The following is a 21147-nucleotide window of genomic DNA, read 5'->3' on the forward strand; positions in this document are numbered from 1 at the left end:
ACTGAGCTTGTGTCTCGGTGGTAGACAGCGAGGCCTCGACGGCCTCACGTTTGAATGTGTCGCTAAAGCGACGGCGGGGTTTGTATTTCATAACACCTTCTCATTAAATGAAGGTGTCTACTTTTCTCGGGCCAGTCCAGCGCTTTTTCTTCCAGCTTCCAGCTTTAAGTTCAACGCCAATAAGGTGTGAGTTCCAGCGCCTGACGGCGGGACTGCTCCAGTGCTTCCAGCAGAAATCCTCGCTTGCGGTCCAGCCACTGTTTCAGCTCGTCCGCCTCTGCCGGCTCCAGCTGCTCCACCAGTTCCGGCAGCGGCGAGAGCATATCGAGGTCTTCAATGCCCCGCAAAATATCCAGCCAGGGCATACGAAAGCCCAGCCGCTCCGGCTCTGAAAACAGCTGACTGAAACACAGCCCTATCATCAGATTGCGGCGCAGCTTACCTTTTTGCTGAATATATTGCTCAGCAGTCAGCTGCTCCGCCCCCAGGGCACTGTGGCGCAGTGTCTGCCAGCTGTCTTCCAGCAGCGGCCCGGCCAGCCCGGATACCGGGGCCATCAGGTTGGCCTGCTGTTCACGGCTGAGGCCAGCGCGCCAGTCCTGGCGATAAAGCCAGTGAGTCAGTCCCAGCACCAGGCGCGCATAGCGGGGGCTGTACAGCAGCTCCCGCAGTCGCTGCTCATCCGGCAGGCTTTGCTGCTGCTCTGTCAGCAACCGCAACAGATTTTTACGGCCGTCAAGGCGACGCAGATAATAGCCCTTGTCGGCGGTGAGATGAGCCAGCATCTGGGCTCGGTCGAGCCAGGCCAGCTGCTGCTGCAGCCACAAGAGATCATCTATCCAGCCACTGTTCACTCTCAGCGAGACCCGCTCGCCGAACATCAGCAGAATCTGGTGTACCAGGGCAGCGCCTTCCCGCAGCTGCACCAGCCAGTCAATACCGGGACGGGCCATCCAGCCCTCTTCATGGTGCTGCCAGTGGCTCAGTGCCTGATGCAACAGCGCCACCATGGCCTGCTCACAGGGCTCGTCAGGAGCTAATGGTGTGGGTTCCAGCGCACGCAGCTCGGGCATGGGACTCAAACCCGCCAGCTGATAGCCGCGCTGAGCCTTGGATACCGCCCCCAGCCGCAGTCCGCCCCCCTGCACCAGCTGCTCCGCCAGCTCAAACAACACAGAGGCATCACCGCGCACCAGCTCCAGCTCCAGTTCAAAAATAGGCTCGCGCCGCTCGCCGGCCTGTACTTCCCCTTCATCCAGCGCCAGCTCAATTTCAGTGCCATTAAGCTCTATTAGCCAGCGCTGCCGTACAAAGTCGGTACAAAACAGCGGCTGCAGTGCCTGCTGCAGGGCTTGCGGATCAGCCCCCTCAGGCCAGATGGACGCAGGAAACAACGACAGATCGGGGTTGTGCACATTCAGCGCTACGTTATATTCCGGTCGCTGATGCAGGCCGCCTACCTGACTGCCCGCCAGCTTGACCGTTTGTTCCATTTCACCGTTCTGGCTGCGAATGCGCAGACCAGCCCCGATTCGGCGCAAATCGAGCCCGGCAGTGTCGTAGTAGGTATTGGCCAGGTGGCGATGGTCATGCTGCAGAATTTGGCAGGCAGGCAGCAGCCCGGTCAGGCCGCCATTAAGTTCGCGTGAGACAAGAAACTTGATCTCGATTTCTGTATCCATAAGGAGAGTCCGGAAAAAGCAACCTTCTGTTTTAATTGTGAAAGCAAAAGCTCCCATCAGGGTAGCACGGGGGTTTTTGAAAAATGCTGTTTTCTTGCCTGTGGAGTTACGTTACCATTCGCGCCACATTAACGTATCGAGTGTTTTTTCACCGACACAGGGTTGGCTATGCCAGTTAATACTATTTTGGGACTCTTTGCCAAGTCTCCTATCAAGCCGCTGCAAAAGCATGTTGTGAAAGTTCACGAGGCTGCGCAGCAATTGGTTCCCTTCTTCGACGCCATGTGGGAGCAGGACTGGGAAAACGCCGAACGCATTCAGCGCCGCATTTCGCAGCTGGAACGGGAAGCCGACGCCCTCAAACGCGAAATTCGCCTCAAACTCCCCCGCGGCCTGTTTATGCCGGTGGAACGCACCGATATGCTGGAGCTGCTCACCCAACAGGACAAGATAGCCAACAAGGCGAAAGATATCTCCGGCCGCATTGTAGGCCGTCAGATGGCGATCCCTGTTGAGCTCAAGTCCGATTTTATGGATTACCTCCATCGTTGCATTGATGCCACCGCTCAGGCGGCCAAGGCCATTGACGAACTCGACGAATTGCTGGAAACCGGCTTTAAGGGCCGGGAAATGGATCTGGTTACCGACATGATCCATCAGCTTGACCTCATCGAGGACGATACCGATGTGATGCAGGCCAAGCTGCGCCGCCAGCTGCAGGCCATTGAAGATAAATATAATCCCATCGACGTTATGTTCCTTTACAAGATCCTTGAGTGGGTCGGCGACCTGGCAGATCAGGCCGAGCGGGTTGGTTCCCGTCTTGAGCTGATGCTGTCCCGTTCCTGAGCGAAACAACAAGGTAAATAAATGGATATCATTGCTAACTATGGCACCACGCTGATCCTGGTGGCGGCCGCGTTCGGCTTTTTTATGGCCTGGGGTATTGGTGCCAATGATGTGGCTAACGCCATGGGTACCTCTGTGGGCACGCGCTCACTGACCATCAAGCAGGCGATTATTATCGCCATGATCTTTGAATTCGCCGGTGCCTATCTGGCCGGCGGCGAAGTCACCTCCACCATTCGCAGCGGCATTATCGACTCTGCGGCGTTTAACGACACACCGGATTTGCTGGTATTCGGCATGATTGCCTCGCTGCTGGCGGCCGGAACCTGGCTGCTGCTGGCTTCCTACTTTGGCTGGCCGGTTTCTACCACTCACTCCATTATTGGTGCCATTGTAGGCTTTGCCCTGGTTTCCATCGGCTCGGATGCGGTGCACTGGGGCAAGCTGGGCGGCGTGGTCGGCTCCTGGATTGTGACACCGGCGCTGTCGGGCCTGCTGGCTTACTTCACCTTTATCAGTGTGCAGAAGCTGATTTTCAATGCCGACAGTCCGCTGGCTGCCGCCAAAAAATATGTGCCGGCCTATATCTTCCTCACCGTCATGGTGATCTGTCTGGTGACCCTGAAAAAAGGCCTCAAGCACGTGGGCCTGGAGCTGTCCGATGTGCAGAGCTGGGGATTATCAGTGGTGGTTTCACTGATCAGCGCCGTATTGTGTGGCATTTACATCAAGGGCCGCAACTACAACCCCAACGATGACAAAGACATGCACTACTCCAACGTGGAGAAAGTGTTTGGCATTCTGATGGTGGTCACCGCCTGTGCCATGGCTTTTGCTCACGGCTCCAACGATGTGGCCAACGCCATCGGCCCGCTGGCAGCAGTGGTCAGTGTGGTACAAAGCGCCGGCCAGATTGGCGCCAGCTCCTCCATTGCCTGGTGGATACTGCCGCTGGGTGGCATTGGCATCGTGATTGGTCTGGCCTCGCTTGGTCATAAGGTGATGGCGACCGTCGGCACCGGCATTACTCATCTTACTCCCAGCCGGGGCTTTGCCGCCCAGCTGGCCACCGCTGCGACAGTGGTGATCGCATCGGGCACCGGCCTGCCCATTTCCACTACCCAGACCCTGGTGGGTGCGGTAATGGGGGTTGGCCTGGCTCGTGGGATTGCCGCGCTTAACCTGAACGTACTGAGAAATATCGTGGTTTCCTGGGTAGTCACCCTGCCCGCCGGTGCCATTCTGGCTATTGTATTCTTCTATATCATTCAGTGGATGTTTACCTGACAGCACTGAAACACAAGGGGCCTTGCGCCCCTTGTTCTTGTTCTTACCTTTTTGCGCTATTACCATGGCAGCATTATCAAGCGCCCCAAGGATTATCCGGTGAAAGCAAAACTCCTGCTGCTGTTATGCAGCCTGTTTTGGGTGAGCCAGGCCAATGCCGCCACCCGTTATGTTTCCGATGACGTGTATGCATTTCTGCATGCGGGCCCCAGCAACAAATACCGCATTCTCGGCTCCATTAATGCCGGCGAGAAAATCGAATTTCTGGACCGCGACGCCAACACCAAATATGTGCAGATAAAAGATGCTGAAGGCCGCACCGGCTGGATGGACGGCCGTTTTCTGCAAACCGAAGAGAGCTTTCGCTCCCGCCTGCCGGTGCTGGAAGCAGAGCTGAAGGAAACTCAGCAGCAACTGGCTACGGTGGACGAACGCCATGCTCAGGATGTGGCCGACAAGGTGAACCTGATTGAGCGCCAGCAACAGGAGCTGACCACCCTGAAAGCCGAGCTGAGCGAGATCAGCAGCAGCCATGAACAACTGACCACTGAAAATGCCCGCCTGACCAGCCTGATGGATGATAAAGAGCACCAGATGCGCCTGGACTGGCTGGTGCACGGCGGCATCGTAGCCGGCATTGGTGCTCTGGTGGGCTTTATTCTGCCCATGATTCCGCTGCGCCGGCGCAAACGCCAGGACAGATGGATGAACTGATAATCCGGGGATTAGGGATTAGGGATTAGGGATTAGGGATTAGGGATTAGGGATTAGGGATTAGGGATTAGGAAGTCTGCAGGTGCATCACTGTGCCTGCAGACTTTTTTGTTTTTGAAGGTTGGATAACCATATACGGCTCCGTGGCCGCGAATCGCTCAAGGCCTACAGGCATCGTCATTCCGGGCCTGACCCGGAATCCATGTAACATGTGATCCCGTAGCCCCGTGTAAAACGGGGCCTACAAAATAGCGGTCAGTCCTGATGCAAAGCAAAGTGCCGGTTGGGCTTGCGATAGACGATACCGTCCTGCTGCAGCCAGTGAAAAATGTCTTCCACCTCTTCTCTGGACTTGTTCAGCAATGCCGATACAGCACCTTTGGCACAGCGCAGCTCACCGGCTTTTAACCGTTCTACCAGCTCATGATAATAATCGGGCCTTGCTGCGGGCTCGGCAGGCAGGCTGATATTGACCGGCTCAGGCTGAGACGGCACCGGGGCATTCCCGCCCTGCTGGCGGAAACTGCGACGAAAGCGAATTTCTTCACCCAGAAGCGAGACAAAAAAGGCAGCAAAAAAGTCCAGCAGCATGGATAGCGCCGCCACTATACCAAACTGCACCCGGCTGAGCGGCCAGCCCAGGCCATCCGCCAGGCTGGTCATCAGCCCCATCAGTGAGTCCTGACTATTCGCCGCTGCCTGGTCCCGTTCCCGGCGCAGCTCATCCTGCTGCTCCATCAGCGCCTGATTACGCTTGAGCATGCGAGTCATGCCGGTGGCAATGCGATCCATTTCAATATAGGCCTGGGCCGCCTGCTCATTGATCTGAATTTCCCGGTCCAGGGCAGCAATTTTGTCGTCATAGCTTTGCACCAGTGCCGCCTGGGCTTCATCGGCCTGCAGCAGCGTATTGGTAGCAGCATTAATGCCCCCCACACTGCCGGCAATGGATAACGCAGCCAGAATGCCATAAAAGCAAAACGCCTTGCCTGCACCCAGCCTGTCTTTGCGGTTCAAGCGCTCACCCATCTCATACCAGATGTAGAATTTGCCCACCTCAAACACCACCGCCAGGCTGCCGAACATCACCTTCATCAACAGGCCCTGATCCAGTGACAGAAATAACAGCAGAGAAAACACCATGGACGCAGCGATGGATGCGCCGGTAATAAGATAAATAACAAACAGGGCAAAATGCCCTTTGGGAAAGCGTTGATACTGCACAGCTGAATACCACAAACAGAATGAGCGGGCATTATAGAGACCAGCAGCGCTCAGGCAAGCGCTGAGCTAAGCCGGCACCTGAGCTATATTCATTCTCATGTATAGCGCTGCATTTTCGTATACAAAAATATGCAAAAAAAAGCCTTAATCATTGAAACGTGACCTCAAACTCGATGAAACTACAAATTATCGTATACATTATAATCACTAGCTGATCTGCTCGCAGGTCTTTCTTATTGCCACTTCAGGAATTCTTGCCATGTTTACTGTCGCCAATGTGTTTGCCTCCGATTACTCCCCTTCCGATTTGGCTGCGCTGCGCCAGGACATTACTCGCAACTATGCCGTTGATGAGAGTGCCTGGCTGGCCCGGCTGCTCGAGCAGATACCCGCGGCCGGACCGGAAATGGCACAGCTGACCGAACAAGCGCGCCGGCTGGTGACGCAGGTGCGCAAAGAAAGTGACGGCGGTGACGGCATAGACGCCTTTTTACAGCAATACAGCCTAGATACGCAGGAAGGCATCATTCTTATGTGCCTGGCCGAAGCCCTGCTGCGTATTCCCGACAGTCATACCGCCGACGAGCTGATTAAAGACAAACTCTCCGGGGCCGACTGGGCCAAACACTTTCGCCAGAGCGACTCCACTCTGGTGAACGCCTCCACCTGGGGGCTGATGCTGACCGGACGCATCGTACGCATGGACAAAAAGCTCGACGGCAATCCCGCCAATGTGCTGAGCCGCATGATCAACCGGCTGGGTGAGCCGGTGGTGCGCTCAGCCATGTACGGTGCCATGAAAATCATGGGCAAGCAGTTTGTGCTGGGCCGCACCATCAGTGAAGCGCTCAAGGCCAGCCGCAAGTCCCGGGAGCAGGGTTACACTCACTCCTACGACATGCTTGGCGAGGCCGCCATGACCGCCGCCGATGCCGAGAAATACCGGGCCGACTACGCCAGTGCCATTGCTGCCGTGGGTGCCGAAAAGCTCAATAATCCGGACGTACCCCGGCCGTCTATTTCCATCAAGCTGTCTGCGCTGCATCCGCGCTATGAAGAAGCCAGCCGGGAGCGAGTGCTGACCGAGCTGTATGCTACTGTGCTGGGGCTGCTGGAAACTGCCCGCAAACATGATGTATTTATCACCATTGACGCAGAAGAAATGGACCGGCTGGAGCTCTCCCTCGACTTGTTTGAGCAGCTTTACCGCAGCCATGTAAACAAAGGCTGGGGCGGCCTGGGGCTGGTGGTGCAGGCCTATTCCAAGCGTGCCCTGCCGGTGCTGTGCTGGCTCACCGCTCTGGCTAAGGAGCAGGGCGATGAAATTCCGCTGCGACTGGTAAAAGGCGCTTACTGGGACAGCGAAATCAAACACAGCCAGCAGGCCGGACTGGACGGCTATCCGGTGTACACCCGCAAGGCCGGTACCGATGTAGCCTATCTGGTGTGCGCCCGCTATCTGCTGAGTGACGCCACCGAGGGGGCTATTTATCCGCAGTTTGCCACCCACAATGCCCACACTGTCGTGGCCATACTCAATATGGCCGGCGAACGGCGCTTTGAATTTCAGCGGCTGCACGGCATGGGTGAAGAGCTGTACGATGCCGTGCTGGCAGAAAACCCCGACAGGTGCTGCCGTATTTATGCTCCGGTAGGTGCTCATAAGGATCTGCTGCCCTATCTGGTGCGCCGGCTGCTGGAAAACGGGGCCAACACTTCCTTTGTGCATAAGCTGGTCGATCCGGATACCCCTGTTGATCATCTGATCACTCATCCGGTAACCAGCCTGCGTGCCTGCCAGAGTCTGGCCAATGACAACATTCCTCTGCCCCGCCATATTTTTGCCGATCGCAACAACTCCGCCGGCATCAACCTCAATATCGCCGCCAGCCGTGAGCCTTTGTTTGAACGCCTGAGCGAACTGGCTGGCAAGCAGTGGCAGGCCGCGCCTTTGGTGGCCGGAAAGCCAGTGACCGGTGAAAAGCGGCCGGTATACAGCCCGCAGAATACCGGCCGGCAGGTGGGTGAGGTGGTGTTTGCTGACAAGGTTACTGTGAAGCAGGCTGTCGCCCATGCCGAAAAGGCGTTTAAGGGCTGGCGCGACACCCCGGTAGACAGCCGCGCGCAAGCACTGGAAAAGCTGGCGGACCTGCTTGAAAGCCACAGCGCCGAGTTTATTTCCCTGTGTACCAGAGAGGCGGGCAAGCTGCTGCAGGACGGCATAGACGAGGTGCGTGAAGCGGTAGACTTCTGCCGCTATTACGCCAATGAAGGCCGCAAACTCACCGGCGAGCCTACCAAACTGCCCGGTTACACCGGCGAGCTTAACCTGCTGCAGGCCCAGGGGCGCGGTCCTTTTGTGTGCATCAGCCCCTGGAACTTTCCCCTGGCGATTTTTCTCGGTCAGGTCAGTGCTGCCCTGGTGACCGGCAATACGGTGCTGGCCAAGCCTGCCGAGCAGACCAGCCTGATCGCTCATCTGGCAGTGACTCTGGCACACGAAGCCGGCATTCCCGGTGAGGTACTGCAATTGCTGCCCGGCGACGGCGCTACCGTGGGCGCTGCGCTGACGGAAGATCCGCGCATTGCCGGTGTCTGCTTTACCGGCTCCACCGACACCGCCAAACGCATCAACCAGACCCTGGCCAGCCGCGAGGGAGCCATAGTGCCGCTGATTGCCGAAACCGGTGGCCAGAACGCCATGATAGTGGACTCCACCGCCCTGCCCGAGCAGGTGGTGCGGGACGTGCTGCGCGCCGCCTTTCAGAGCGCCGGTCAGCGCTGCTCGGCACTGCGGGTGCTCTACCTTCAGGAAGATGTCGCCGAACGCGTACTGGACATTCTGAAAGGGGCCATGCAGGAACTGAGCGTGGCGGATCCGGCGCTCTGGTCCACCGATGTGGGTCCGGTGATCGACGCCGATGCCCAGAAAGGGCTGCAGGCCCACCTGGATGCCATGAAAGCCGCCGGCCACAAAATAATTGCCGAAGCGCCCATGAGTGATGCCGGCACCAGCGGCTTTTATATTCGTCCCACCGCCATTGAAATTGGCAGCATCAGTGAGCTGAGCAAAGAGCAGTTTGGCCCCATACTTCATGTGGTGCGCTTCAAGGCCAAAGATATCGACCGCGTTATCGATGACATCAACGCCACCGGCTATGGCCTGACTCTGGGCGTGCACAGCCGCAACGAGTCGTTCGCCGCCCATGTGGCCAAGCGTATTGAAGCGGGTAACGTCTACATTAACCGGGATCAGATTGGTGCCATGGTGGGCGTGCAGCCCTTTGGCGGCCGTGGCCTGTCGGGCACGGGTCCCAAGGCCGGTGGCCCCCACTACCTGACCCGCTTTATTACCGAAAAGACCATTACCAACAACACCACCGCCATCGGCGGCAATGCCACTCTGCTGTCGCTGGGGGAAGGCTGACCGTGACGCCGGCCAAGGATTGCAAAAATAACTGATTACACAGAAGAAAAATAAGGTTATTAGCACTATCCTTTATGCTCTGGTAAGCGACTGAGCTTTGCGTTACAAGGAGAGCGTAATGAGCAATCTGAGCCGGCGTGATTTTTTTAAAATAACCGGGGCTACCCTGGCTACCTCGAGCATGGCATTGCTGGGCATGACCCCGGCACCCGCCGTGGCCGCCTCGAGACAATATAAATTATCCCGCGCCACTGAAACCCGCAGCACCTGCCCCTATTGTTCGGTGGCCTGCGGCATTCTGGTTTACAGCATGGGAGACGGTGCCAAAAACGCCCACCCCAGCGTCATGCACATTGAAGGCGACCACGACCACCCGGTGAACCGCGGCACCCTGTGCCCGAAAGGGGCCGGTCTGGTGGACTTTGTGCACAGCCCCAACCGCCTGAAATACCCCGAATACCGGGCTCCGGGCTCCGACACCTGGGAGCGCATTTCCTGGGAGCAGGCCTTCAACCGCATTTCACGGTTAATGAAAGAAGACCGTGATGCCAACCTGATCCAACAAACATCCGACGGTAAAACCGTTAACCGCTGGGTGACCACCGGCATGCTGGCCGCTTCTGCCAGCAGTAACGAAGTGGGCTATATCACCCACAAGGTGGTTCGCCCTATGGGTATGCTGGCGTTCGATAACCAGGCTCGCGTTTGACACGGTCCTACGGTGGCAGGTCTTGCCCCAACATTTGGCCGTGGCGCGATGACGAACCATTGGGTCGACATCAAAAACGCCGACATTATTCTGATCATGGGCGGCAACGCTGCTGAAGCACACCCCTGTGGGTTTAAATGGGTAACAGAAGCCAAGGCACATAACAATGCCAAGCTGATTGTGGTGGATCCGCGCTTTAACCGGTCGGCCTCGGTGGCAGACTTGTACGCGCCCATTCGCACCGGCACCGACATTGTATTCCTGGGCGGGGTTATCAAGTATCTGCTTGATACCAACCAGATCCAGCATGAATACGTGCAGAACTACACTGACATGTCGTTTATCGTGCATGAAGATTTCGACTTTGATGACGGCATTTTCTCCGGCTACGACGAGCAGAAACGCAGCTACAACAAGGAGTCCTGGGACTATCAACTGGACGAAAACGGCCAGGTGGTCACCGATCCCAGCCTGCAGCACCCCCGTTGTGTATTCCAGCTGCTGAAAAATCATTATCAGCGCTACACCCCGGAGATGGTGGAGCGGGTCTGTGGCACGCCCCAGGCCAAGTTCCTGCAGGTGTGCGAGCTGCTGGCCTCCACCCACACGCCAGACAGAGCCGGTACCATTCTTTACGCTCTGGGCTGGACCCAGCACTCCATCGGCTCTCAGATCATTCGTACCGGTGCCATGATGCAGCTGTTGTTGGGCAACATCGGCATTGCCGGCGGCGGCATGAACGCCCTGCGCGGTCACTCCAATATTCAGGGATTAACCGATCTGGGTCTGATGAGTAACCTGCTGCCGGGCTACCTGACCCTGCCCAACGAGGCCGAGCAGGACTTTGACGCCTACATTGCCAAACGGGCGCAGAAACCCCTGCGGGAAAACCAGTTCAGCTACTGGCAGAACTATAAGCGGTTCTACACCAGCCTGAGCAAAGCCTGGTGGGGTGACAATGCCCATGCCGGCAATAACTTCGCCTATGACTATCTGCCCAAGCTCGACAAGGTCTACGACATGCTGCAGACCTATGAGCTGATGCATCAGGGCAAGCTGAACGGCTATATCTGCCAGGGCTTTAACCCGCTGGCCGCAGCCCCCAACAAAGCCAAAATGACGGCGGCTTTCTCGCGCCTGAAATTTATGGTGGTGATGGATCCGCTGGTGACCGAAACCTCCGAGTTCTGGCGCAATGCGGGCGAGTCGAACGACGTGAACTCAGCGGACATTCAGACCGAAGTGTTCCGTTTGCCCACCTCCTGCTTTGCCGAGGAAGACGGCACCCTGGTGAACTCGGGCCGCTGGCTGCAGTGGCACTGGAAAGCCGCCGAGCCGCCCGGAGAAGCCAAAACCGACATAGAGATAATGGCGACCCTGTATCAGCACATTCGCCGTCTCTATGAACAGGAAGGCGGTGCCCTGCCCGAGCCCATTACCCAGCTGAGCTGGCCTTATGCCAGACCGGAGCACCCCACCGCGGAAGAGCTGGCCAAGGAGCTGAACGGCCGGGCCCTGCGCGATGTGCGGGACGGCAGCGGCCGCATTGTGCGCAAGGCCGGCGAGCAGCTCTCGGGCTTTGGCGAAATGCGCGATGACGGCTCCACCCTGGGGGGCTGCTGGCTTTATGCCGGCTCCTGGACCGAGGCCGGCAACATGATGGCCCGCCGGGACAGCAGTGATCCCACCGGCATTGGTCAGACCCTGAACTGGGCCTGGGCCTGGCCGGCCAACCGCCGGGTCATGTATAACCGCGCCTCCTGCGACACCGAGGGCAACCCCTTTGATCCGTCCCGAGTGCTGATTAACTGGAACGGTGAAAAGTGGACCGGTGCCGACGTGCCCGACTACAAGGCCGACGAGCCACCGGAAGCCGGTATGGGCCCCTTCATCATGAACCCGGAGGGCGTAGCCCGCTTTTTTGCCCGGGATCGCATGGCGGAAGGTCCTTTCCCGACCCACTACGAGCCCTTTGAAAGCCCGCTGGGTTACAACCCGCTGTTCAAGGACAACGACAAAGCCACCAGCAACCCGGCGGCGCGTTTGTTCGACGGCGACCGGGCTGGTCTGGGCACGGTGGATGAGTTCCCCTATGTGGGCACCACCTACCGCCTGACCGAGCATTTCCACTACTGGAGTAAGCACGTATTGCTCAACAGCATTGTGCAGCCGCAGCAGTTTGTGGAAATTGGTGCCGAGCTGGCCGACGAGCTGCGCATTCGCGAAGGCGATACCGTCAAGGTGTCTTCCAACCGGGGCTACATCAAGGCCCGGGCGGTGGTGACCAAGCGGATTCGCGGGCTCGACATCGACGGCAAACGGGTGCATCACATCGGCATTCCCATTCACTGGGGTTTTGTGGGTGTGACTCAGCCAGGCTTCCTGGCCAATACCCTGACGCCCTCGGTGGGGGATGGCAACTCGCAGACCCCCGAGTTCAAGTCGTTCCTGGTGAACGTGGAAAAGGTGTAAGGAGACCACATGGCTACACATGCAATGGATATCAAGCGTCGCTCTGCGACCACCACTCCTTCACCCGAGGTCCGGCAGTCTTCCGTGCAGGGAGGTGGCGTGGCCAAGCTGATCGACACCTCCCAGTGCATTGGCTGCAAGGCCTGCCAGGTGGCCTGCATGGAGTGGAACGATCTGCGGGACGAAGTGGGCAATAACGTGGGGGTGTATGACAACCCCGCCGACATGACCGAAAACAGCTGGACCGTGATGCGCTTTGCCGAGCACGAAAAGGACGACGGCGATCTGGAGTGGCTGATCCGCAAAGACGGCTGCATGCACTGTGAAGATCCGGGCTGCCTGAAGGCATGCCCGTCTCCCGGTGCCATCGTGCAGCATGCCAACGGCATTGTGGATTTCAACCAGGAAAACTGCATTGGCTGCGGCTACTGCGTTACCGGTTGTCCCTTTGACGTGCCGCGCATTTCCAAGACCGACAAAAAGGCCTACAAGTGCAACCTGTGCGTAGACCGTGTGTCTGTGGGTCAGGAGCCGGCCTGCGTGAAAACCTGCCCCACCGGTGCCATTGTGTTTGGCTCCAAGGACGACATGAAGCATCACGCCGCCGGGCGTATTGCCGATTTGAAGTCCCGGGGTTATGACAACGCCGGCCTATATGATCCGGACGGCGTGGGCGGCACCCATGTGATGTATGTGCTGCACCATGCCGATAAGCCCGAGCTGTACAGCGGTTTGCCCAAGGCCCCCAAAATCAGCGGCATTGTCTCGGCCTGGAAAGGCCCGGCCAAGCCCATTGGGGTGGCGGCCATGGTGCTGACGGCGCTGGTAGGGGCGGCGCATTACATACGCAACCGTCCGTCGGAAGTGAGCAAGGCCGATGAACAGGCAGCCGAGGAGGAAAGCAACAATGAACTCCGGTAAAGAGATTGTTCGTTACACGGCCAATCAGCGGCTCAATCACTGGCTGATTGCCCTGAGCTTTGTGCTGCTGGCCATTTCCGGACTGGCGCTGTTTCATCCGTCGCTGTTCTGGCTCAGCAACCTGCTGGGCGGCGGCACCTGGACCCGTATTCTCCATCCCTTTATCGGGCTGGTGATGTTTGTGAGCTTTGCCATCTTTGCCCTGCAGGTATGGCGGCACAACCACATTACCGCCGACGACAAGGAATGGCTGAAAGCCGTGCCCAAGGTCATCTCTCATCAGGAAGAAGGCGTGCCCGAGGCCGACCGCTACAACGGCGGCCAGAAGGTGCTGTTCTGGGCCCTGATAGTGCTGATGGCGGGTCTGCTGCTGTCGGGCATTGTGATGTGGCGGTCTTACTTCGACTTTCCGGTAGGGCTGATCCGCTTTTCATCCCTGTTGCATGCCCTGTTTGCATTTGGCCTCATTTGCGCCATTATCGTGCATATCTATGCGGGCATCTGGGTGAAAGGGTCGATACGGGCCATGACCCGCGGCACAGTGTCACCGGGCTGGGCCTGGAAGCACCACCGCAAGTGGTTCCGCCGCAAGGTGCGTAATGCATCTGAGGAATAAACAGGCAGAAAAAGAACAGTAAGAAGCAGAACAGGTGCGGGCCGGACGAAGCAGCGCCGCGGTTGCACTCCGCCGACACGCTTCGCTAAATGACACTCAGCATTGAAGCCTGCTGCGAACATTCACAGGATGTTCGGTCAAGCTTCATTGCTTCGTCACGGCGAGCAAGCTCGCCCCATGCGCGCTCGGCATATGTATCTGACCGCCAGGGATGGCGGAAATGCCGAAAATGCAGGAGCAACTTTTCGGCCATGGCATATGACGGTCGGCTCCGGCAATCCCCGGCACTGCTTCTTGTTACTGCCATATTTCTGCTGCCGCCAAATGTTTGTGAGCATTTGGCGGCCTTTTTATAAGATGCACAAATTCAAGGAGTGGCCATGCAGCGAATTCTTACCCGTGGCGAAATAGAAACCCTGGATCGCACCAGCATAGTGCGGCTGATCCACGCCGATGCCGATACCTTTGGCATCAGAGCCAGGCGGCTGACACAGCTGGCCAAAGACAACCCCATTCAAGACTATCTGGAGCTGATTGCCACATTGGCAGCAGCTCAGCAAACCGTGGCAGAGCAGAACTGGACATTGCCGGCACCCGACGAAGTGCAGCTGGCTCAGGCCCAGGCCCACGGCATGCCGCTGTTTAACGCCGCCAATGATCGTGATCCGGTATGGCGCAACATGCTCAGCGCCCTGCTCACCGAGCTGCAGCAGCACACCCTGCCCGAGCCGGTACAACACATTCTGGTGGAGCTGGCCAACGCAGACGCGCCAGCACTGGAGCAGGCCGCCGATGCCCTGCTCAACCAGCAGGACGAACACATTAACGCCGCTCAGGCCCCCTTTATTATGGCGGCACTGCAGCTGTACTGGACCCTGCGGGTACAGGCGGTGGAGCTTAAACAGGTGCCCGCGGTCACGCCTTTTGGCGTTTGCCCCTGCTGTGGCAGCCAGCCGGTGTCCAGCTCGGTGCAGGTGGGCGGCCCTAAAGAACAAATTCGCTATGCCACCTGCAGCCTGTGTGCCAGCCAGTGGCATATAGTGCGGGTGGTGTGCACCCACTGTGAAGACACCAAAACCGTGGCTTATCATTCTCTGAATGAAGACAAGGCCATTAAGGCGGAGTCTTGCGACAAGTGCCAGCACTACCGCAAGATTTTTTATCTCGACAAAGACCCGAATGCCGATGCCTTTGCCGATGATCTGGCCAGCCTGCCGCTGGATATTCTGATGGGCGAAGCCCGCTTTTACCGGGCCAACAACAATCCTTATTTATGGCAACCGGCAGGAGAACAATGACTGTTTCCGTTTCTTCCCAGATGCAGGCAGCCCGACCGGCAGACCTGCCGGCCATCGACAAGCTGCTGCAACATAACAAGACGGCCGCGCTTGTGGCCGAATACGGCCAGACGCTGGTCACCACTCAGCTGCGCCAGCTGATGGACGAGCTGCGCCAGAAGGCGCTGGCCGGGCAACTGACTCACGCCGAGCTGGCGCACGAGCCGCTGCTGTCAGGGCTTGCCGCCCGCTTAAGCGAGGTAACCGCCTCAAAGCTTAAAACCGTGATCAACCTGACCGGCACCGTGTTGCACACCAACCTGGGCCGGGCCCTGCTGCCCGACAGCGCGGTGCAGGCGGTGGTGAAGGTGCTCACTCAGGCCACCAATCTGGAATTTGATCTGGACACGGGCCGGCGGGGCGACAGAGACAGTCTGGTAGAAGACCTTATCTGTGAGCTGACCGGTGCCGAAGCCGCCACCGTCGTGAACAACAATGCCGCCGCCGTGCTGCTGATGCTGAACGCCCTTGCCGCTCAGCGTGAGGTCATCGTCTCCCGGGGCGAGCTGGTGGAAATTGGCGGCTCCTTTCGCATTCCCGACATCATGACCAGCGCCAGCAGCACCCTGGTGGAAGTGGGCACCACCAACCGCACTCACTACGCCGACTATGAGCGCGCCCTCGGCGAGCGCACCGCCATGATCATGAAGGTGCACTGCAGCAACTATGCGGTGGTGGGCTTTACCAAAACCACCGGCATTAACGAACTGGTCAGGCTGGGCCGTGAGCGCCGAGTACCGGTGACGGTGGACCTGGGCAGCGGCACCCTGGTGGATCTGACTCAGTGGGGTCTGCCCCACGAGCCCACGGTAAGAGAAACTCTGGCCACAGGGGTGGATCTGGTCACCTTCAGTGGCGACAAGCTGCTCGGTGGCCCTCAGGCCGGCTTTATTGTAGGCCGCAAGTCACTGATAGACATCATTAAAAAACATCCGCTCAAGCGCGCCTTGCGCACCGGCAAACTCACCATGGCGGCCCTTGAGGCGGTGCTGTCGCTCTATCTCAGCCCCGAGCGGCTGCCCGAACGGCTGACCACGCTGCACCTGCTGACCCGCGCCCAGAGCGATATTCAGGCCCAGGCCGGGCAGCTGCAACCGGTGCTGCAACAGGCGTTGGGCCGCGACTTTACGGTCACCGCCGAGCCCATGCTCAGCCAGATTGGCAGCGGTGCCATGCCGGTGGAGTCGTTACCCAGTTTTGGATTGGTTATTCATTACAGCGGCACCGACAAGGCCGGCAAGCAGATTATGCAGCTGGAGCGCCGGCTGCGCTGTCAGGCCGAGCCGGTGATTGGCCGCATTCATAAAAACGCCCTTTACCTCGACTGCCGCTGCCTGAGCACCGGGCAGGCGCAGCGGCTGCACACCCTGTGGAGTAACGCACAACTATGATTATTGGCACAGCGGGCCATATTGATCACGGTAAAACCACGCTGGTAAAGGCCCTCACCGGCATCAATACCGACACCCTGAAAGACGAGCAAAAACGGGGCATTACCATCAGCCTGGGCTATGCCTATCAGCCGCTGAACGAGCAGCTGACCCTGGGGTTTGTGGATGTACCCGGCCATGAAGGGCTGATCCACACCATGGTGGCCGGTGCCACCGGCATCGATTTTGCCATGCTGGTGGTGGCCGCCGATGACGGCGTGATGCCCCAGACTCTGGAGCATATTGCCATTTTGTCCTTGCTGGGGCTGTCTTGCGGCTGCGTGGTGATCACCCGCAGCGCCTTGGCACAGCCCGAGCAGCTAGCCCGCACTCAACAGCAGCTGCAGCAGGCACTGGCGGACACCTTTCTGCACGGGGCACCGCAGTTTGTGACCGACAGCCTGTCCGGTGACGGCATAGCCCCGCTGCGTGAGTTTTTACGGCAAGAGGCGGAACAACAGCAGGCGGTGTCTGATGCGGGGCCGTTCCGGCTGGCCATTGACCGCGCCTTTACCCTCAGCGGCCAGGGTACTGTGGTCACCGGCACGGTACACGACGGCCACTTCAGCCTGCACAGCAAGCACCAGCACCTGCGGCTGATGCCCGCCAACATACCGGTGCGGGTGCGCAGCCTGCATGCGCAAAATCAGGCCGGCACACAAGCCCGGGCCGGCCAGCGCTGCGCCTTTAACCTGGCCAATATTGCCAAGGATGCCATTGCCCGGGGCGACTGGCTGGCAGAAGCAGGCTGTTTTGAGCCCGGCCCGCGGCTGGATGTAGAGCTGCAGCTGCTGAGCACCAGCGCTCCTCTCGGCACCTGGACGCCACTGCATGTGCATATTGGTGCCGCTCATGTCATGGCCCATCTGGTGCCGCTGCAGGCAACCACAGTGCAGGCTGGCAAACCGGCGCTGGCCCAGCTGGTATTTGAGCAGCCTTTGTGTGCCCTGCCCGGGGATCGCTTTATTATTCGCAACGCTCAGGCCAAGCAAACCCTGGGCGGTGGCCGGGTGCTGGATGCCAACGGCCCGGATCGCAAGCGCCGCACACCGACGCGGCTGGCCTGGCTGAAGGCAGTGGCGGACTATCTTGATCAGAAAGACGTGCTCAGCCTGCTGCAACAGGCCCCTTACGGTATTACCCGCACCGCACTGCACCGGCTGGCCGGACAAGCGCCGGAGCAGATAATGCTGCCCAAACAGGCGCTGTGGCTGACGCCCACTGGCAAAAACGAGCCGGTACTGATGCATGAGGCTCACTGGCAGCCACTGCTGAGCCGCATTGAACGCGCCTTGCAGCAGGCCCATGAACGTTACCCCGACGAGCCCGGCATAGAAGCCGCCCGTCTGCGCCGCATGACGGATCCGACCATTCCCCAGCCTGTATGGCAATGTGCCCTGCACGCCCTGCAGCAACAACAGCGGCTGGCCCTGACCGGTGCCTGGTATCACTTGCCCGGCCACAGTGTGAGTCTGAGCGAGCCCGAGCAGGCACTGGCAAAGCGTATTCTGGCCCTGAGTTATGACGGCCGCTACGATCCGCCCTGGGTGCGGGATCTGGCCGCCATCCTTGAGACCAGCGAAGACGATATTCGCCGGCTCGGTCGCAAGCTGGTACGCCAGGGGCTTTTATATCAGGTGCAACCCGACCTGCTTTACCACCATCAGCATGTGGAGCAACTGGCCACCCTGCTGCGCCAGCACGCTCCGGCCGAGGGCATCAAGGCCGCTGAACTCAGGGATCGGTTAGGACTCGGACGCAAGCGCACGCTGCAAATTCTGGAGTTTTTTCAACGCATTGGTTACAGCCGGCGACGAAAGGACCGGCATGTGATCCGCGCTGACAATATGATGTTTACAAGCCCCCCGAATGTTGGCAATGTTAACGACACTTTCGGAAAGTAATCGTATCCGGTGGTACGGCCGGGCTTCAAACCCGGTTGGGGGTGTCAGACATTCCCGGGTAGGTTCGACTCCTGCTACTTTCCGCCACCTTTCAGCTTGTGCAAGCATGGCCGGGGCAATCTAATGGACGATGCGCGCTTTGAACCACTGCCGCCCAGCCATGGGGTTCGTACTCTGGCAGGCACCGAGCACACCCTGGCCAACGAAGTCCCCCTGGCCATTACCATCAATGGCGTAAACCACGCCGTTATGATGGTCAGCCCGGTACAGCTGGATGCCTTTATTACCGGCTTTCTGCTGAGCGAAGGCATTATTGCTCATCACAGAGACATTCATGATCTTGAGTTCAGCCGGGAACATAACGCCCTGATTGCCGCTGTGACCCTGGCCAACCGCTGCCATCAGCCCTGGCTGCAGCAAAAACGCAGCCTCGCCGGGCGCAGCGGCTGCGGCATTTGTGGCCTGGAGTCGTTACAGGCGGCATTGCCCGAGCTGCCCGGGCTGCCCGAAACCCCTCTGCCCGATACTCACATGCTCGCCGGCCTGCGGGATCAACTGCGGCCATGGCAACCCCTCAACCGGGACTGTGGTGCCCTCCATGCCGCCTTTTTTGTGGATTATCAGGGCAATATTCATCATGCCAGTGAAGATGTGGGCCGGCACAATGCCCTTGATAAACTGCTGGGCTGGCAGCACCAGCAGAGCGAGCGCCCGGAAGGCATGGTGCTGCTGACCAGCCGCTGCAGCATAGAGCTGGTGCAGAAAATGGTGCGCAGCCACAACCCCACCCTGCTGACCTTAAGCGCGCCCACTCAGCTGGCGGTAGAACAGGCTCGGCACTACCGGCTCAACTTGATACACTTGCCCTACCAACAGTCACCCAGAGTCTATGCCGCGTCTGCTCATTCCCAGCTGAAGTGAATGCGCCGGGCAAGCACACCTTGAGTGAGGACACGTCTTGAATATTTATCTGGTTGGCGGCGCTGTGCGCGATGCACTGCTGCAGCTGCCCGTGTACGACCGTGATTACGTAGTAGTCGGTGCCACCCCTGAGCAACTGCTGCAACAGGGCTACCAGCAGGTAGGCAAGGACTTTCCGGTGTTTCTGCACCCCGGCAACAAGCACGAATATGCCCTGGCCCGCACCGAGCGCAAGGCCGGTACCGGCTACACCGGTTTTATCTGTGACTTTGGCCCGGAGGTCACTCTGGAAGAAGACCTGCGCCGGCGGGATCTCACCATCAACGCCATTGCCCGAAGCGACACCAATGAGCTGATTGACCCTTATGGTGGCGTGGCCGACATTCAGGCCCGGGTGCTGCGCCATGTATCTGACGCCTTTAGTGAGGATCCGCTGCGGGTGCTGCGGGTAGCCCGTTTTGCCGCCCGCTTTCATCATCTGGGCTTTACTCTTGCCGAAGAAACCCAAACCCTGATGACGGCCATGGCCGCCGGCGGCGAGCTGGCCACCCTCACCCCCGAGCGAGTATGGAAAGAAACCGAAAAAGCGCTGGCCAGTGACAATCCTCAGGTGTTTTTTGAAGTGCTGCGCGAGTGCGGCGCGCTGGCGGTCTTGTTTCCGGAAGTGGACGCCCTGTTTGGCGTGCCCGGCCCCAAAACCTGGCATCCGGAAATTGATACCGGCCTGCACACCATGATGGTGATCAAGCGCGCCACCGAGCTGGGTGCCGGCCTGCCCTGCCGCTTTGCAGCATTGTGTCACGATCTGGGCAAGGCGCTGACCCCGGCAGAAAAATGGCCAAGCCATCATCACCATGGAGAACTGGGCATAGCGCCTATTCAGGCCCTGAGTGCCCGGCTGAAAGTGCCCACCGAGCACAGGGAGCTGGCGGTATTGATGAGCCGCTGGCACATTTGTCTGCACCGGCTGGCGCTGCCCTCGCCACAGCAGGCGCACACAGTGCTGGAGCTGCTGGATCACACCGATGCCTGGCGCAGGCCCGAGCGCTTTGCCGAGCTGCTGCTGTGTGCTCAGGCCGATCTGCAGGGCAGAGCCGGCTTTCAGAGCCGGCCTTACCCGCAGCGGGCATGGCTGTGGCAGTGGCTGCAGGAATTAAAACAGATTACCGCTCAGCCTTTTGTGGCCCAAGGACTGAAAGGCCCCGCCATTGGCGAGGCCATTCGTGCAGCAAGGCTGGTCCGGCTGGAGCAATTGCTGGCCGAAAAACAACAGGCTCAGTCAGACTGAGCCTTGAGGCTGCGCTGAGTAAAGCGTTCAATCTCTACGCCCACACCCGCAGCATTGGCCACAGCGGCGGGTTTGGTCAGCCGCACCTTGACCGACAACACCGGAAATTCCGCCAGGATCAGACTGGCCACCTGCTCGGCCATGGTTTCCACCAGCTCTACCTGGTGCTGCTCGGCATAGGCCGTCACTTTGCTGGAAAGAGCCGCGTAATCCAGCGCCTTGCTGATATCATCGCCGGCGGCCGCAGGACGGTTGTCGTACCCCATTTCCAGATCAAAGCGGATTTTCTGGCGAATCCCTTTCTCCCACTCATAAACGCCAATGGTGGTGAGAACTTCAAGGCCCTGCACAAACACTTTATCCATC

The 21147-nt window shown here is 58.8% G+C and carries 15 protein-coding genes and 1 tRNA gene; 13 read left to right on the forward strand and 3 right to left on the reverse strand.

The window, feature by feature from the left end:
• Positions 1-170: 170 nt before the first annotated feature.
• A complete protein-coding gene (locus R0I78_RS07215; protein WP_019936099.1) occupies positions 171-1682 on the reverse strand; it encodes a CYTH domain-containing protein in 1512 nt (503 codons plus the stop codon).
• 168 nt (positions 1683-1850) lie between these two features.
• On the opposite strand from R0I78_RS07215, the gene R0I78_RS07220 reads away from it, so the two are divergent.
• The 3 genes from R0I78_RS07220 to R0I78_RS07230 all read left to right on the forward strand — a co-directional run bounded on the left by R0I78_RS07220 (position 1851) and on the right by R0I78_RS07230 (position 4532).
• Entirely contained in the window at positions 1851-2531 is a 681-nt protein-coding gene (locus R0I78_RS07220) for a TIGR00153 family protein (RefSeq protein WP_019936098.1), read from the forward strand.
• A 21-nt stretch (positions 2532-2552) separates the two neighbouring features.
• Positions 2553-3818 (forward strand): anion permease, encoded by a 1266-nt coding sequence (locus R0I78_RS07225; RefSeq protein ID WP_317074845.1) that lies wholly within the window; start codon positions 2553-2555, stop codon positions 3816-3818.
• A 99-nt stretch (positions 3819-3917) separates the two neighbouring features.
• Positions 3918-4532 (forward strand): TIGR04211 family SH3 domain-containing protein, encoded by a 615-nt coding sequence (locus tag R0I78_RS07230; protein WP_317074846.1) that lies wholly within the window; start codon positions 3918-3920, stop codon positions 4530-4532.
• A 255-nt stretch (positions 4533-4787) separates the two neighbouring features.
• Here R0I78_RS07230 and R0I78_RS07235 read toward each other — a convergent pair whose 3' ends face one another.
• Complete coding sequence (locus tag R0I78_RS07235) at positions 4788-5756, reverse strand: hypothetical protein (RefSeq protein ID WP_317074847.1); 969 nt, start codon at positions 5754-5756, stop codon at positions 4788-4790.
• Positions 5757-6015: 259 nt separating this feature from the next.
• Between R0I78_RS07235 and putA the strand changes: the two genes are divergently transcribed.
• The 10 genes from putA to R0I78_RS07285 all read left to right on the forward strand — a co-directional run bounded on the left by putA (position 6016) and on the right by R0I78_RS07285 (position 20781).
• Entirely contained in the window at positions 6016-9183 is a 3168-nt protein-coding gene (gene putA / locus R0I78_RS07240) for a bifunctional proline dehydrogenase/L-glutamate gamma-semialdehyde dehydrogenase PutA (RefSeq protein WP_317074848.1), read from the forward strand.
• 118 nt (positions 9184-9301) lie between these two features.
• The gene (gene fdnG / locus R0I78_RS07245; RefSeq protein ID WP_317074849.1) at positions 9302-12364 is read left to right on the forward strand and encodes a formate dehydrogenase-N subunit alpha; all 3063 of its coding nucleotides are present in this window, start codon (positions 9302-9304) and stop codon (positions 12362-12364) included.
• Between the two features lie 9 nt (positions 12365-12373).
• Positions 12374-13285, forward strand: coding sequence for a formate dehydrogenase subunit beta (fdxH, locus tag R0I78_RS07250; protein ID WP_317074850.1), 912 nt, complete (start codon positions 12374-12376; stop codon positions 13283-13285).
• Positions 13272-13901, forward strand: coding sequence for a formate dehydrogenase subunit gamma (locus R0I78_RS07255; protein WP_317074851.1), 630 nt, complete (start codon positions 13272-13274; stop codon positions 13899-13901). The genes fdxH and R0I78_RS07255 overlap by 14 nt, the downstream gene beginning before the upstream one ends.
• Positions 13902-14281: 380 nt before the next feature.
• Positions 14282-15199 carry a formate dehydrogenase accessory protein FdhE gene (gene fdhE, locus R0I78_RS07260; RefSeq protein ID WP_317074852.1) on the forward strand — a complete coding sequence of 306 codons (918 nt, stop codon included), beginning with the start codon at positions 14282-14284 and terminating at the stop codon, positions 15197-15199.
• The gene (gene selA, locus R0I78_RS07265; protein WP_317074853.1) at positions 15196-16629 is read left to right on the forward strand and encodes an L-seryl-tRNA(Sec) selenium transferase; all 1434 of its coding nucleotides are present in this window, start codon (positions 15196-15198) and stop codon (positions 16627-16629) included. The genes fdhE and selA overlap by 4 nt, the downstream gene beginning before the upstream one ends.
• Positions 16626-18572: a selenocysteine-specific translation elongation factor gene (gene selB, locus R0I78_RS07270; protein ID WP_317074854.1), complete on the forward strand. Its 1947-nt coding sequence runs from the start codon at positions 16626-16628 to the stop codon at positions 18570-18572. The genes selA and selB overlap by 4 nt, the downstream gene beginning before the upstream one ends.
• Positions 18564-18659, forward strand: a tRNA-Sec gene (locus tag R0I78_RS07275). The genes selB and R0I78_RS07275 overlap by 9 nt, the downstream gene beginning before the upstream one ends.
• Positions 18660-18695: 36 nt before the next feature.
• On the forward strand, positions 18696-19493 hold the full coding sequence (gene fdhD / locus R0I78_RS07280; protein WP_019936086.1) for a formate dehydrogenase accessory sulfurtransferase FdhD: 798 nt from the start codon (positions 18696-18698) through the stop codon (positions 19491-19493).
• Between the two features lie 37 nt (positions 19494-19530).
• Positions 19531-20781 (forward strand): multifunctional CCA addition/repair protein, encoded by a 1251-nt coding sequence (locus R0I78_RS07285; RefSeq protein ID WP_317074855.1) that lies wholly within the window; start codon positions 19531-19533, stop codon positions 20779-20781.
• On the opposite strand, the gene folB is transcribed toward R0I78_RS07285, so the two are convergent.
• The gene (folB, locus tag R0I78_RS07290; protein ID WP_019936084.1) at positions 20769-21146 is read right to left on the reverse strand and encodes a dihydroneopterin aldolase; all 378 of its coding nucleotides are present in this window, start codon (positions 21144-21146) and stop codon (positions 20769-20771) included. The two genes, R0I78_RS07285 and folB, sit on opposite strands and share 13 nt — an antisense overlap.
• Between the last annotated feature and the right edge of the window lies 1 nt (position 21147).

This window comes from Oceanimonas sp. CAM02 (genome assembly GCF_032842915.1).
Lineage (GTDB): Bacteria > Pseudomonadota > Gammaproteobacteria > Enterobacterales > Aeromonadaceae > Oceanimonas > Oceanimonas smirnovii.

Bases quoted from the DNA above. Each gene is read 5' to 3' on its own strand.
- R0I78_RS07215 (WP_019936099.1), bottom strand. From the start codon at position 1,682: ATGGATACAGAAATCGAGATCAAGTTTCTTGTCTCACGCGAACTTAAT.
- R0I78_RS07220 (WP_019936098.1), top strand. From the start codon at position 1,851: ATGCCAGTTAATACTATTTTGGGACTCTTTGCCAAGTCTCCTATCAAG.
- R0I78_RS07225 (WP_317074845.1), top strand. From the start codon at position 2,553: ATGGATATCATTGCTAACTATGGCACCACGCTGATCCTGGTGGCGGCC.
- putA (WP_317074848.1), top strand. From the start codon at position 6,016: ATGTTTACTGTCGCCAATGTGTTTGCCTCCGATTACTCCCCTTCCGAT.
- fdxH (WP_317074850.1), top strand. From the start codon at position 12,374: ATGGCTACACATGCAATGGATATCAAGCGTCGCTCTGCGACCACCACT.
- R0I78_RS07255 (WP_317074851.1), top strand. From the start codon at position 13,272: ATGAACTCCGGTAAAGAGATTGTTCGTTACACGGCCAATCAGCGGCTC.
- fdhE (WP_317074852.1), top strand. From the start codon at position 14,282: ATGCAGCGAATTCTTACCCGTGGCGAAATAGAAACCCTGGATCGCACC.
- selA (WP_317074853.1), top strand. From the start codon at position 15,196: ATGACTGTTTCCGTTTCTTCCCAGATGCAGGCAGCCCGACCGGCAGAC.
- selB (WP_317074854.1), top strand. From the start codon at position 16,626: ATGATTATTGGCACAGCGGGCCATATTGATCACGGTAAAACCACGCTG.
- fdhD (WP_019936086.1), top strand. From the start codon at position 18,696: ATGGACGATGCGCGCTTTGAACCACTGCCGCCCAGCCATGGGGTTCGT.
- folB (WP_019936084.1), bottom strand. From the start codon at position 21,146: ATGGATAAAGTGTTTGTGCAGGGCCTTGAAGTTCTCACCACCATTGGC.